A 13983-nucleotide genomic window follows, 5' to 3' on the forward strand; every position below is an offset into this window, starting at 1 on the left:
AGGAAACACATGAGTCAGCCAGTCAGCATCCACACGCAGAACGCGTGCGTCGACTTCCCGATCTTCGACGCGAAATCCCGCTCGCTCAAGAAGGCCTTCCTCGGCAAGGCCGGAGGATCCATCGGCCGCAACGACTCCGATGTCGTCGTCGTCGAAGCGCTCCGCGACATCACGATGACGCTCAAGGAAGGCGACCGCATCGGGCTCGTCGGCCACAACGGCGCCGGCAAATCCACCCTGCTGCGCCTGCTCTCCGGAATCTACGAACCGACCCGGGGATCCGCCAGCATTCGCGGACGCGTCGCACCCGTCTTCGACCTCGGTGTCGGCATGGACCCGGAAATCTCCGGGTACGAGAACATCATCATCCGCGGCCTGTTCCTTGGTCAGACCCGCAAGCAGATGCTCGCGAAGATGGACGAGATCGCCGAATTCACCGAACTCGGTGAATACCTCTCCATGCCGCTGCGTACCTACTCCACCGGTATGCGCGTTCGCGTTGCCATGGGCGTCGTGACCAGTATCGATCCTGAGATCTTGCTTCTCGACGAGGGCATCGGTGCCGTCGACGCGGAATTCATGAAGAAGGCCCGCATCCGGCTGCAGAAGCTGGTGGAACGCTCCGGCATCCTGGTATTCGCCAGCCACTCCAACGAATTCCTCGCTCAGCTGTGCAACAGTGCGATGTGGATCGACCACGGCCAGATCCGCATGCAAGGCGACATCGAAGACGTCGTGCGCGCCTACGAAGGTGACGACGCCGCCGAACATGTGCGCCACGTGATCAAGGAAATGGAACGGGAGAACACCCCGTGAGCGCACCCGAGAAAATCATCGGGGTCGTCGTCACTCACAAGCGTCGTGAACTGCTGGCTGAATCCTTGAAGGTTCTCAGCACCCAGTCGCGTCCGCTCGATCATCTGGTTGTCGTCGACAATGCCGACGAAGCCGATGTGAAAGAGCTCGTCGACAACGCTCCACTGCCGACCAGTTACATCGGTTCTCAGCACAACCTCGGCGGTGCCGGAGGATTTGCTCTTGGCATTCTCTACGCGCTTTCACTCGGCGCCGACCGCGTCTGGCTCGCCGACGACGACGGCCGCCCGGAGGGGCCTGAGGTCCTGGAAACACTGCTCGACTGTGCAATTCGGAACGACCTGGCCGAGGTCTCCCCCGTCGTCTGCGACATCGACGACCCCGACCGACTCGCTTTCCCACTTCGCCGCGGCACGTCGTGGCGCCGGTTGCGTTCCGAGCTCGGCGACGAGGATCTCCTGCCCGGTATCGCGTCCCTCTTCAACGGCGCACTGTTCACCGCCGACGCGATCGATGCCGTCGGAGTTCCGGATCTACGCCTGTTCGTCCGCGGCGACGAGGTCGAGGTACACCGTCGCCTCGTGCGCTCCGGCCTGAAGTTCGGTACCTGCCTGCAAACTGCCTACGTCCACCCCAACGGCGCGGACGAGTTCAAGCCGATCCTCGGCGGACGCATGCACACGCAGTACCCCGACAACGACGCGAAGCGCTACTTCACGTACCGCAACCGTGGATACATCCTCTCCCAACCGGGAATGCGGAAACTGCTTCCGCAGGAATGGGTTCGGTTCGGCTGGTACTTCCTGATCACCCGCCGCGATCCGGCCGGACTGCGCGAGTGGATGCGACTGCGCAAGCTCGGCCGGGAAGAGAAGTTCGCACGCCCGAGTTGAGTCAGTCGGCCTGAGTTGAATCAGTTAGCCGATCTCTTTTAAATCAGTTGCACAGTCGCGACCGCGGCTGAGACGATTCTGATCCGACGCATGGTGCGTCCTGAGATTTTCGAGGAGTGAGTATTGATGACTGTCGTGTTCCGCAGTTTCAGCGCCGTCAAAATTCACACTTCTTCGCACTCGAGGACACACTCACCATGTCGGAAAACAGCACGCCCCTGACCGAATACGGTTGGAACGCAACACTCTCGAACACATTCACTGACCTGGCCCCACCGGACTCCGCACCCGGGCGCATTCTTCGCGTCGACCGCGGCCGATGCGACGTGGCCGTCGCCGAAGGCACAGTTCGCGCACTCAGCGGCAGCGATCCACTCTGTACGGGTGACTGGGTCGCCGTGGCCGAGTTACGGGACTCACGCGAACCCGAGATGCACACGGTCACTTCGATACTCCCTCGATCAAGCAGCATCGTTCGATCCTCGGCATCCGGAAAATCGGAAGGCCAGATTCTGGCGGCCAATGTCGACACCGTCGTCATCGCCACGGCTTCGGACGGCGACGTCGATCTCGGGCGCATCGAGCGACTACTCGCACTCGCCTGGGAAAGTGGTGCAACCCCTGTCGTCGCACTCACCAAATCGGATGCAGCTCACTATATCTCCGACACTCTCGCCGAGGTCACTGCCATTGCGCCCGGGGCAACAGTGCTGGCCGTCAGTGCCGAGACCAACGAAGGAATGGATGTACTCGATGCAGTTCTGGACGGCACCGTGGCGATACTCGGTCCATCAGGCGCCGGTAAGTCGACGCTCGCGAACGCCCTCCTCGCGGACACCACAGACGCCGATCGACTCGAGACCGGTCGCGTTCGGACCGGTGACGGAAAGGGACGCCACACCACCGTCACCAGAGAGTTGATCTCATTCTCCGGCGGCCGGACACTGATCGACACACCCGGCCTGCGAGGGGTCGGCATGTGGAACGCGGCGGAGGGGATCGAGAAGACGTTCCCCGAGATCGAGGAGCTGATTGCAGAGTGCCGGTTCTCCGATTGCGCACACAACTCCGAGCCGGGATGCGCAGTCCTGAGCGCACTCGGGCGTGGCGATATCGATGAGCGGAGGCTCGCGAGCTACCGGAAACTACAGCGAGAGAATGCATGGAACGCCGCGCGAAGCGATGCTCGTCTGCAGGCAGAGAGGACGCGGGAGATCAAGGTGATCTCCCGACAACTCAAGAGTCACTACCGCGGTCGGGACCGGTAGCGAACAAAGCCTGGCAGCATGGGGGTGATCCCGACGAGAGGTTGCCATGTTCGAGCAGTTCCGTTCCAGCGCCAGAACCAAGCTTCAGCGTGCGGTATCCGAGGTGGTCGAGGCCGCCGACCGGCGCAACGCAGATCGCACGCAACAGATCCTCGACGCGCTGGCACTCTCACGTGACGAACTGGCCGAGGCCCGCGGTGACATCGCGGGCCTCCGGTCCAGGATCGACGAGCTGGAATTTCGCCAGCGTCGGGATCTGGCCTACGCCGTGGATCTGGAAGCGACAGCGTCGACTGCCGAGTTCATCCTCGAACACCTTCGCGTCGCGGAGACATTCGGCCACCCGCACGACACGCTGCGCCACGCATTGGGCTTGATCGAAATACCCGGCATGGCACTCGAATTCGGCGTCGCCAGCGGAACCACACTCAGGATCGTCGCGGAGGCTTTCACCGAACGCGAGGGGACCGTCGCAGGTTTCGACGTGTTCTCCGGCCTTCCGGAGACCTGGCGCACCGGGTTCCCGGTCGGCGAGTTCGCTCAGGAATCCATCCCCGAAGTGCCTGGAGCGCAACTTGTTCCGGGCCTCTTCGAGGACACCTTGCCCTCGTTCCTGAACGACGAATCCGGCCCCGTTGCGTTCCTGCACCTCGACGCCGACCTTTACTCGTCCACCAAGACCGTGCTCGATCTGCTCGGCGACCGACTGGTACCCGGGTCGATCGTCGTCTTCGACGAGTTCTTCAACTATCCCGGGTGGCAGCTGCACGAGTACCGGGCGTGGACGGAGTTCGTCACACGCACCGGCATCTCGTTCGAATATCTCGGGTACACCGTCGACAACGAGCAGGTCATCGCCAAGATAGTGCGTTGAGGCTCACTTTTCGTACAGACGGGCCCAGTTCTCGCGGCTGGTGAGCTGCGGGAACTCACGAGCGAATGCTTCAGCCACACTTGGCGCTTCGGCGAGGAACCGCTTCATGACGCCGGCGAGGCGACCGCTCATCTCGGCGGCCTTCTCGCTGTCGAAGCGGCGTTCACGCACGCCTCCCTGCGAAGCATCGGTGACGAAGACGTGATCGAAACGTCCGACGTGCCACCACTGCGCATCTTCGTACGAGATCGCCACCGGACCCCGCTCCAGATGATTGCGCGCCTGCATCACAGCGCGTTTCGCCAAAACGAGGTCTGTCCACAAACCGGGTTTCGGGCTGGGCGCAACGCGACGGATCGGCAGCCTCCCCGGCAACTCCGACGCCGGGCGAGTTACCGTCTCGGGGAAGCGCTTACGTTCCTGGTTGATCGCGGCAAGCGCCTCCTGCCCACCGTCCGCCAAACCTTCCGGCCCCTCGAGGAATCCCTCGATCGCCCGGAGTTGCGTGTGTGCAAGGCCGTACTGCAACCCGACGATCGAATGCGAAATGTCGCGAGAGAGTTGCTTCGCGAGCGTTTTGGGCGCGAACCCCGGGTCGAGCGAAGCGGTGATGAGTCCGTTGCGCGTACTGAAGTAGTGCGCGAAACCGTCGACGTCCTTCCAATAGAAGTCCGCATGCCACACAGCAGCCGACGGCAACGTGATGGTGGGAATCCCGGCCCGCCCGGCCCGCAAGCTGTACTCGACGTCGTCCCACTGGAAGAAGACCGGCAGTGGCAAGCCGATCCGCTCGATGGCTTCAGCAGGAATCAGGCAAGACCACCAGCCGTTGTATTCGGCGTCCACGCGACGTTCCGGCAGTTTCTCGAGCACACTCCGGTTACGAACACCGTGCTCATCGGTCGGTACACCACGCTGAAGCGTGCCCAGATCCACGCGTTCACCCGAAGCCAGCAGGTAGTCGGGGTTGAACAGGAAGAGCATCTGGGCACCGATCAACGCCGGCTCCGTCGTCATGTTCGCGAACGCACTCAGTCGAAGAACCGATTCGGGTTCGCACAGAATGTCGTCGTCCATCAAGATCACGTCGGCGTGCGGCCCGGCCGCCGAAGCCTCGTACAGGCCCCGGGTGAATCCGCCGGCACCACCCAGATTCGCCTGCCGCAGATATTGCAACCGCGAACCGAACTTCTTCGACACTTCCTGGAACAGCTCACGGCTCTCTACCGGATCCGTTCCCTGATCGACGACGTACAGAGCGTCGAGCAACGCGAGTACACGCTCGTCGGACGCGAGGGCCTCGACCGTGCGCGCACAGTCGTCCGCACGATTGAACGTGCAGATCGCCACGGCTACCGGGCGAATCGACTCCGGCGAGACGACGGTCCATTCCACATCGTCGACCACTGCGCCGCCACCCTGCGCTTCGAACTGCAGCCACAGTGCCCCGCCGTCGACGAAAGTATCGAGCGGGGCGGTCATGGACACTCGCTCGTCGCCGGTCACGACGACGTTCGTCACGATACGACGGTGGCCACCGATGTCCGAGGCCTGGATCTGGATGCGGCAAGCGGTATCGGCCACGACATGTGCAGTGACGGTGACCTCGGTGACATTGGTCCAGCGCTGCCAGTAGCTGGCCGGAAAACGACCGAAGAAGGTATTGGTGTGCGCGACCGCGCCCGGCTGAAGCCGCAACTCGAACCGCGATCGCGTCGACATACCGACCTTGGTCACCGCATACAGTTCGTCACTGGCGACGGGCGAAGTTCCGGTGAACAACGTCCGCTGCGCCAGCAGTCGATCCGACGTCGCGCTGCGTTCGATCAACTCGACTCCGGAATCGGACTGGTCATCGGTCGTGTTCACGGTATCCACGCCCCGCAGGGTATCGCGAATCCGCACCTCGGCGCCCCGGGCACCGAGTCACACCAGGTCTACCCGTGATTACTCACTGCAGCGGCGGAGCGCAGCTCGGTCTTTCGCCGACGAAGCGACAACAGACCCTTCGCCATCTGGACCACGTCCTTGGGCGAGATACGGCTCGCGTGCGCCAGATGATCGTCGCTGAGTCGGATCGGGACCTCGACCGGGCGCACCCCAGCCAATTCGAGCGCGTAGTCCAATTCGGTGGTGAAAAGGAAGCCACGCTCGGTCAACGAGGGTGCGATTCGACGTAGCAAGACACCGTCGACGATGAAAGTTCCCTGGGGATCGCCCGTGCGGGTACCCAGCACCACCCGTCGCAGCGTCGCGAATCCACCCGTCATCACCGAACGCAGCAAGCCACGTTCCACCTCTGAGTCCGAATGAGCCTTTGAACCGATGACCACCGGCGGGACGGACCCTAGATCCGCCATCACGCGGTCGGCGCCTTCGATGTCACCGAAACCGAACGGAAGGTCGTCCGCGGTGAGCAACACGCGTCGTCCACGCGAAGCAAGCGTCCCGGCGCGAAGCGCTGCGCCCATCCCTTTGTCGCTGCTCATCGGCAGGAAGGTCACTCCAGGCCAAGACCAGGAAGCTGCCAGAGCAGCACACACGTCGGCAGTGTTGTCCGTCGAACCGTTCTCCACGACGATGATCTCGACCTGACCGGCGCTCTCGGCCGGGCGGCTGGTGAAGTACTCGGCGAATTGACGCACCGTCGACTCCAGCACCTCGCCTGAGTTGTATGCGGGGATGATCACCGAGAGTTCCGGCGTAGCTGGTTCCCCACGAACGGGTTCCGTTCGCGATGTCGCCACGTCCCGATCTCCTTACTTCCCCGACTGCAGTTCGAACTCGTCGGAATACTACGCTCCGAGAAACAAGGCGCAGCCCAGGCTCCGAGAAAAAGAGCACGACCCAGGCTCCGAACAACAGCCATCGACTCGAAGACGAAAGCACATCGTGAAATCTGACTTACCGCTCGCACAACGCGTGGTGCCGCCAATTCTTCTCGCCGCTCTGGTGTCGATCTTCGCCGCCATCCCACTGATCTCCAATCGGTGGTTCTACTACTGGGACGACAGCGCAGCAGCTTTCACGCCTGGTTGGCACACGATCGGCCAGCGAATCCTGTCCGGGTCATGGCCGACGCTCATTCCCGAATTGTGGGCCGGCGGCAATGTCACAGCCGAAGCCCTTTACGGGACATACAATCCCGTGATCCTTCTGGATTCGGTTGCCATTGCACTCATTCCGAACCTGGGAATCGGAATCACCCTGGTCAAGATGCAATTCATGGCGATTCTCGCGGTAGGCGTTTATCTGGTGGCCCGCCAGTACGGCGCCAATCGGTCGATGGCTTTCATCGCCGGATTTGCCATGCCGTTCGCCGGATACACGCTCTATTTCGACGCCTCCAGTTGGGCGTCCGGGCTGATCGCCTTCGCCTGGATCCCCCACGTCTGGTGGTCTACCCGCGCCAGCGCCCTCGGCCGAGTGAACCCCCTGGTACCGATCGTTTTCGGCTATCTTGCGATGACCACCGGAAACCCGTACGGCGCTGTCGGTGTCGCGGTCGTCTACCTCGCTGTCATAGCGGAATGCATCGCAATCAAACGCGCAGGCAGCATCAAATCACTGATGATCAGCGCGGCAGCGATCATCATGATGTCGCTGATCGTGTATCTACCGTTGCTCTTCACCACCGGCGTGTCGGTGCGTACTCAGTCCGGAATCGCGAACGACGGTTCGCTTCGACCCGATCTCGGTGACCTGCTCAACCTCTCCGGCCCGTCGAACCAACCGTACGTCACCGCTTTCGCTTCGCCTGCCATGACGATTCCGCTGGTGTACCTGGCTTGGTTCCTCATACCGCTCGCACCGTGGATTCAGTGGAAGTCACTGAAGAAGTTGGGCCGCCACAGCGTCTCGCTGTTCGTCTTCGGCGGAATTTACGTCGTACTACTTCTCGGACCGTCGAATCTGTGGCTTTTCCGTTGGCCCGCGCGACTGCTCGAGTACGGTCAACTGCCCGCCATCGTGGTCACGGCGGTCGCCCTCTCTGCCGGACTGCATCGTGATCGAATCCGGACAAGATCAATCATCACCGCGGGATTGTTGGCACTTCAGTTCTATCTTGCCTGGTCGAATGTCCCGGAAGACATCGGTATTCACTCGGCATCACTGATAATCACCGTGGTTCTCACCGTCTTCGCGTTGGTCGTGGCCTACCGAAAGCCCCGCTACCTCGCCGGTGCACTCGCTGTCGGCATCGTCGTCGTGCTCAGTGCTCAGACCAATTTCTGGTTCACCGGAAACTACAACGTGACACCGTGGAAGTTCCCCCGGCAGGTGGCATTCCTGGAGTCCAAGTTCGAGGACCGTTACCAGGGAACCACTTTCGCGATTGCCGACCCCGTCAACATCCCGCCGGACAACGAAACCGGGCAGTGGGGTGACCTCCTGTTCGGCAACGCCTGGCAGCCTGCCGGAGTCAATGCCGTCAACAGCTACGCCGGAATCAGCTACAACGATTTCGTTCAAGCACTGTGCTTGAACTACTACGGCGGCGTCCAGTGTCCGGACGGCGTCGACCGACTGCTCGCTGAGTCGCCGGGAACGGGTGTGTCCTGGCTCGACGCGATGCGAGTCGACACGGTCGTCGTTCAGAATTCCGGACCGTACGGCGGAAAACGCGCCCTCGACGCCCTACCCGAGGGCGAGTGGACCGTATCGCCGGATCGGGTGGTCACGGTCGGCCATCGCACCACCGAGCATCAGTGGCCCGACGGTCGCGTATCCGCAGCGACGCCTGGTCTCGACGTACGTGGCGATGCCGCCGCTACGGACACCAGGGAAACCGTCGAGTACACCGGGTCCGGCACGGTTACATTCGCCCTACTGGCCTGGCCGGGCTGGACGGCGACTGTCGATGGTCAGACGGTCGAGACGAAGGCGAGCCCCGGCGGGTTGTTGCAGGTCGATCTACCGCCGAGTGCCACGTCCGGATCTGCCCTCACCATCGAATTCAGTCCACCCGGAAGCACTTTCGGCTGGACTGTCGCCGGCGTCGGATTGCTCCTGGCACTGTCTCAAGGAGCGTGGGCCTTCCGACGCCGACGCAGCGGTCAGGACGACAACGCTGCAGCCAACGCAGATTCCGTCACCTCGTGAACCGCGCGGTGAGCGGGCAGAATCGACGCTCGCTCACCGTCCGCGTCACCGGTGCCCTGCACCAATCCGAGGAAATGCGTCAGCTGCGCGGCAAGCGGTTCCTCGCTGTAGCGGATCGTCGGAATTTCGATGACCGTCTGCTGCTGGTAGCCGTCCCGATCGGTGGGCATGTTGTCGTCGATGTGCCGGTAGATCGTGATGTCGCGACGCAGGAGATCGATCTCGATGAGTCGATCGGCCTCGAGCAACGACAGCTGGCGAATCTTGCGCTGACTGATCCGGCTCGCGGAAATCGTTGCAACAGCACCTGATCCGAAGCGCAATACGGCGTCGGCGCAATCTTCCGACCGGTTCTGCACGGACGTCGGGTGGAAGTAGCCGAACTCCCCTTTTGCCAAACTGGGTTCCGAGCCGGCAAATCCGATGGCAAGGTCGATATCGTGAATCAGCAGGTCCGTCGCGACACCCGTCGGAATGCGGGAAACGAACGGCGAGTGGCGGATACCGTTCACCTGCCACACATCGCCGGAGAACTCACGGGCGGTGCGGACAGCGGGATTGAACCGTTCGAGCAGTCCACACATCAGGGGAACACCGGACGCGCGCGAACGATCGACCAGGTCGACGCTCTGCTCGTACGTCGCAGCCAACGGCTTCTCCACCAGGACAGGCTTCCCCAGATCGAGAACCCGCCCGGCCAACTCGTAGTGCGCCGGCGTAGCAGCGGCGATCACGACGGCGTCGATACCGTCGAGCGAGTCGAAATCGGCGGCCCAACGCGTATCGAACCGCGCAGCAACAGCTTTGCCCTGCTCCTCGCGCGGCTCGATCAGCAGATCCAACTCGCACAGCGGCGACTGCGCGATGACCCGCGCATGCAGCGAGCCCATCTGACCGGATCCGACAAGAGCGATACGTGGCTTGCTAGCAGTCATTTTTCAGGCCTCCATGGCGCCGCGAACCGCGGCAACGATCTGATCGACGTCGCCGGCGGACAACGCAGCGTGGACGGGGATGCTCAGGCACCGCGACGCGACCGAAGTGGCCACCGGCGTCTCGTCGATGACGACGCGCGGATGTTCGCGGTAGCACTCGTAGTCGTAGACGGCCTTCGGGTAATAGATGCCGCTACCGATGTCCTTCGCGGCCAGACGCTCACTCAACTGGTCGCGAGTGATCGGTGCGTCTTCGGCCAGCAGCAAGGTGAACTGATGCCAGACATGTCCACGACCGGACAGTTCGCTCGGCAGGATCAGTCCTTCGACGTCCTTCAGGCCGACACGCAAGGCCTCCGCATTCCGGCGGCGCGCCTCGACCTGCTGCATGTACGTCGCCATCTGGGGCAGAGCCAAGCTCGCCTGGAGGTCAGTCATCCGGTAGTTCTGGCCGACCATCTCGTACTGGTAGCGCGCCCGCATGCCCTGGTTGCGCAGGACCCGAAGTCGATCGGCGATCGCGTCGTCGTCGGTCGTGATCATTCCGCCCTCGGCGGTCGTGAGGTTCTTCGTTGCATAGAACGAGAAGCAACCCACACCGAAACTGCCGGCGCCTCGCCCGTCGTACGTCGCTCCGTGGGCCTGAGCGGCGTCCTCGACGACAGTCAGACCGTTTTTCGATGCCAACGGCATCAATGCGCCCATGTCCGCCGACTGTCCGTACAGATGAACCGGCATCAGAACCTTCGTGCGGTCACCGATTCGATCGGCAGCGACTGCCGGGTCGATGTTGAAATCGGACTCGGAGATATCGGCAAACCTCGCGGTCGCGCCTGCCTCGAGAATTGCATTGAGGGTGGCCACGAACGTGAACGGCGTGGTCAGAACCTCGTCACCTGGCTGAAGATCCTGGACCTGAAGAGCCGCGATCAATGCGGTCGTGCCGTTGTTCACCGCCACCGCGTGTCGCGTTCCGACCAGCGCCGCGAACTCGTCCTCGAGCCGCTTCACCTTGGGTCCCTGCGCGACGATCCCCGATCGCAGAGTGTCCAGCACCTCGCGCTCGACTTCTTCCCCGAACGAGATACTGGATATCGCGATCACTGAGTTACCTCCGATAGATTCATCCGACCGTCGTCGGAACGAAATACCCCGACAACCCAGGAAGCGTATCGAAACACGATTCGATACTTCGAGAGGATTCCGGAACCTGCATGTCTGAACGAGCCGACTGCCACATCCATCCGACCGCCGTGATCGGCGCCGACGTACTGATCGGGGCGGGAGTCACGATCGGACCGAACGCGGTACTCACGGGCCCACTCGAGATCGGCGACGACTGCTGGATCGGCTCGGGAGCGGTCTTGGGAGCTCCCCCCGAGATCCTCGGCGCGTTACATCCGACGTCCTGGTCCGTCAGCGCCGGTCTGGGAATTCGAATCGGTGCTCGAACGACGATTCGCGAATTGAGCACAGTCCATCAGGGAAGCGAACGCCGCACCGAAATCGGCGAAGACTGCTTCGTGATGAACAGAGTGGGAATCGAGCACGACGTGCAGATCGGTGACCGCTGCGTCGTGTCCTCCGGTACGACGCTTGCCGGGCACGTCAGCGTCGGAGACGGCGTCAACCTGGGCATGCACACTGTCGCGCACCAACGACGCGTCGTCGGCTCCGGATCCATGATCGGCATGGGAACCGTCGTGGTCAAGGACGTCCCGCCCTTCTCCAAGGCCTTCGGCAACCCGGTGTCGTTGCACGGTGTCAACCGGGTCGGAATGAGTCGGTCGGGAATCGCGGAGGAGGACATCGCCGCGATCGAAGCCGTGTACGCCGCGGGAAGCTTCGGCACGTCACCGGCCATTCCGGACTCGCTGTCGGAGGCCTTCACCTGGTGGCGGGAACGCGCCGACAAACCGCTCGTGGTTTAGCGAGACAAATCCTGGTTGGTATCGTCTGCGAAATGACGAACGGGCGGGATGCAGGCGCGTGAGTACCTCTCCCGAATCTGAACAACCGGTCGAAGACGTCGAACCGGCCGCAGAGCCGAACGCTCTACGCGGCCTTCTCGTCAACGGATTCAAGGTCCTCGTCACCCTCGCGATCGTCGTCGCGATCATCTTCGCGGTGAAGTCCCAATGGTCCGAGGTCAAGAACACGATCACCGAGCTGAACTGGTGGACGCTTGCCGCCTCGTCGGTGTTCATCTTCCTCGGTATGGGTGCCGCAGTGCGGGCCTGGCAACACGCACTCGGCGCCCTCGAACAACCGATTCCGGCCTTCGACGCCGCTCGCGCTTATCTGGTCGGCCAACTCGGCAAGTACCTTCCCGGCAGTGTCTGGGCCTTCGTTCTGCAAACGGAACTCGTGAGGCGCGCCGGTGTGTCCCGTGCCGCAGGCTTTGTCGCAGTGCTGGTCACGGTGGGGTTGAGCACAACTTCGGCGCTGGTCGTCGGCCTCTTCGGTCTACCTGCCCTGTTCGAGGTCAGCACGGCGGCAGCGGTCGGCGTGATCATCCTCGTACCGATCGCATTGGTCTGCGCCTACCCGCCGGTGCTCACACGCCTGGTGAACCTCGCACTGAAACTGCTCCGCCGCACGCCGCTGCACAAGCCGCTCACGATGCACAAGATTGCGCTCGCATTGGGCTGGTGCGCAGCAAGCTGGGTGCTCTACGGCATCCAGTTGTGGCTACTCGCGTCCAGTTCGGCCGGCTTCGAAATCCGTGGGCTCGTCCAGTGCATCGGCGCTCTCGCCCTCGGTATGTGCGCGGGCGTCCTCGTGTTCGTCGTCCCGTCCGGAATCGGTGTCCGCGAAGCCGTCATCGTCGCAGCGCTTTCACCGTTCATGGATGCCGGCGTCGCGCTCGGCCTCGCACTGGCGTCGAGGCTGCTGTTCACCCTCTGTGAGGTCTTTGCCGGCGTCGTGGCTGCACTGTCGGGATCACGAGGCCTGCGCAATGCACTCGTGCACGAGCGCTCGCGGGTGCCGGACCCCACCAAAGCCTGACGTTCGGTCAGACCACTTTCTCGGACGCGGAATACTGCGTCTCGACGCCGGCCTTCTGCGGACGCCACCACTGCTCGTTGTCGCGATACCACTCGACGGTGGCTTCCAGTCCGCTTCGAAAATCGCGGTACTGCGGCTTCCACCCGAGCTCCTGCTGCAGTCGCGTCGAATCGATCGCATACCGCAGATCGTGACCAGGGCGGTCGGTGACGAAGTCGAAATCGTCCGGCTTGCGTCCGAAAATTTCGAGCAGAGCCGCAATCACCGTCCGGTTGTCGGTTTCACCGTCGGCGCCGATCAGATAAGTCTCGCCGGACTTTCCGCGGTCCAGAATGTCCCAGACGGCGCGGTTGTGGTCCTCGACGTGAATCCAGTCGCGGACGTTGCGGCCTTCCCCGTACAACCGTGGACGCACTCCGTCGAGCAGATTGGTGATCTGGCGTGGGATGAACTTCTCCACATGCTGGTACGGGCCGTAATTGTTGGAGCAGTTCGAGATGGTCGCCGCGATCCCGAACGAGCGCACCCAGGCGCGCACGAACAGATCACTCGACGCCTTGGACGCGGAGTACGGGCTCGACGGGTTGTACGGTGTCGTCTCCGTGAACTTCGCCGGATCATCCAGTTCGAGGTCGCCGTACACCTCGTCGGTCGAAATGTGGTGATAACGGACCCCGTGCGAACGCACAGCCCGCAGGAGCGAGAAGGTTCCCATGACGTTGGTGCGCAAAAACGGTTCGGGGTCGGCGAGGGAATTGTCGTTGTGGCTTTCGGCCGCGAAGTGCACGACTGCGTCGGAGCGCGAGACAAGATCGTCGACCAGCGGCTCGTCGGCCACGTCGCCGTGGACAAACGTGATCCGGTCCTCGACGGACGCCAGGGACTGGCGATTTCCGGCGTAGGTCAGAGCGTCGAGAACCGTGACTTCCACGTCGGGACGCGTCGCCACCGTCTGATGAACGAAATTGGCACCGATGAAGCCGGCACCCCCGGTGACCAGTAGTCGCACGTCATCTCCTCAGGCTCATCGGACGAACCCCACTTTAGCGGCCGGGCGTGTCATGTCCGTTTGCGTCGGCAGGCAG

At 62.6% G+C, this 13983-nt stretch carries 12 protein-coding genes; 7 read left to right on the top strand and 5 right to left on the bottom strand.

The window, feature by feature from the left end; translation table 11 throughout:
• Positions 1-9 precede the first annotated feature (9 nt).
• The 4 genes from ASU23_RS12790 to ASU23_RS12805 all read left to right on the top strand — a co-directional run bounded on the left by ASU23_RS12790 (position 10) and on the right by ASU23_RS12805 (position 3851).
• The gene (locus tag ASU23_RS12790; protein WP_007731776.1) at positions 10-816 is read left to right on the top strand and encodes an ABC transporter ATP-binding protein; all 807 of its coding nucleotides are present in this window, start codon (positions 10-12) and stop codon (positions 814-816) included.
• Positions 813-1709 (top strand): glycosyltransferase, encoded by an 897-nt coding sequence (locus ASU23_RS12795; protein WP_058038036.1) that lies wholly within the window; start codon positions 813-815, stop codon positions 1707-1709. Before ASU23_RS12790 ends, ASU23_RS12795 begins: the two co-directional genes overlap by 4 nt.
• Positions 1710-1906: 197 nt before the next feature.
• The gene (gene rsgA, locus ASU23_RS12800; protein ID WP_050655629.1) at positions 1907-2977 is read left to right on the top strand and encodes a ribosome small subunit-dependent GTPase A; all 1071 of its coding nucleotides are present in this window, start codon (positions 1907-1909) and stop codon (positions 2975-2977) included.
• A gap of 46 nt (positions 2978-3023) precedes the next feature.
• On the top strand, positions 3024-3851 hold the full coding sequence (locus ASU23_RS12805) for a class I SAM-dependent methyltransferase (RefSeq protein WP_054827091.1): 828 nt from the start codon (positions 3024-3026) through the stop codon (positions 3849-3851).
• Positions 3852-3854: 3 nt separating this feature from the next.
• Here the strand turns inward: ASU23_RS12805 and ASU23_RS12810 are convergent, their stop codons facing one another.
• Positions 3855-5729, bottom strand: a complete 1875-nt coding sequence (locus ASU23_RS12810; protein ID WP_054827092.1) for a glycosyltransferase — start codon at positions 5727-5729, stop codon at positions 3855-3857.
• 59 nt (positions 5730-5788) lie between these two features.
• A complete protein-coding gene (locus ASU23_RS12815; protein ID WP_054827093.1) occupies positions 5789-6598 on the bottom strand; it encodes a glycosyltransferase in 810 nt (269 codons plus the stop codon).
• Between the two features lie 145 nt (positions 6599-6743).
• On the opposite strand from ASU23_RS12815, the gene ASU23_RS12820 reads away from it, so the two are divergent.
• On the top strand, positions 6744-8954 hold the full coding sequence (locus ASU23_RS12820; protein WP_058038037.1) for a hypothetical protein: 2211 nt from the start codon (positions 6744-6746) through the stop codon (positions 8952-8954).
• Here ASU23_RS12820 and ASU23_RS12825 read toward each other — a convergent pair.
• Complete coding sequence (locus tag ASU23_RS12825) at positions 8909-9889, bottom strand: Gfo/Idh/MocA family protein (RefSeq protein WP_007731789.1); 981 nt, start codon at positions 9887-9889, stop codon at positions 8909-8911. The two genes, ASU23_RS12820 and ASU23_RS12825, sit on opposite strands and share 46 nt — an antisense overlap.
• 3 nt (positions 9890-9892) lie before the next feature.
• On the bottom strand, positions 9893-10993 hold the full coding sequence (locus ASU23_RS12830) for a DegT/DnrJ/EryC1/StrS aminotransferase family protein (protein WP_042950324.1): 1101 nt from the start codon (positions 10991-10993) through the stop codon (positions 9893-9895).
• A 110-nt stretch (positions 10994-11103) separates the two neighbouring features.
• On the opposite strand from ASU23_RS12830, the gene ASU23_RS12835 reads away from it, so the two are divergent.
• Entirely contained in the window at positions 11104-11820 is a 717-nt protein-coding gene (locus ASU23_RS12835; RefSeq protein WP_058038038.1) for a DapH/DapD/GlmU-related protein, read from the top strand.
• A 58-nt stretch (positions 11821-11878) separates the two neighbouring features.
• Positions 11879-12898 carry a lysylphosphatidylglycerol synthase transmembrane domain-containing protein gene (locus tag ASU23_RS12840; protein ID WP_058038039.1) on the top strand — a complete coding sequence of 340 codons (1020 nt, stop codon included), beginning with the start codon at positions 11879-11881 and terminating at the stop codon, positions 12896-12898.
• 7 nt (positions 12899-12905) lie between these two features.
• Here the strand turns inward: ASU23_RS12840 and rfbB are convergent, their stop codons facing one another.
• The gene (gene rfbB / locus ASU23_RS12845) at positions 12906-13907 is read right to left on the bottom strand and encodes a dTDP-glucose 4,6-dehydratase (protein WP_058038040.1); all 1002 of its coding nucleotides are present in this window, start codon (positions 13905-13907) and stop codon (positions 12906-12908) included.
• Positions 13908-13983: the final 76 nt, after the last annotated feature.

Origin of the sequence: Rhodococcus sp. KB6, assembly GCF_001445685.1 — a bacterium.
In the GTDB taxonomy this organism is placed as follows: Bacteria; Actinomycetota; Actinomycetes; order Mycobacteriales; family Mycobacteriaceae; genus Rhodococcus_F; species Rhodococcus_F qingshengii.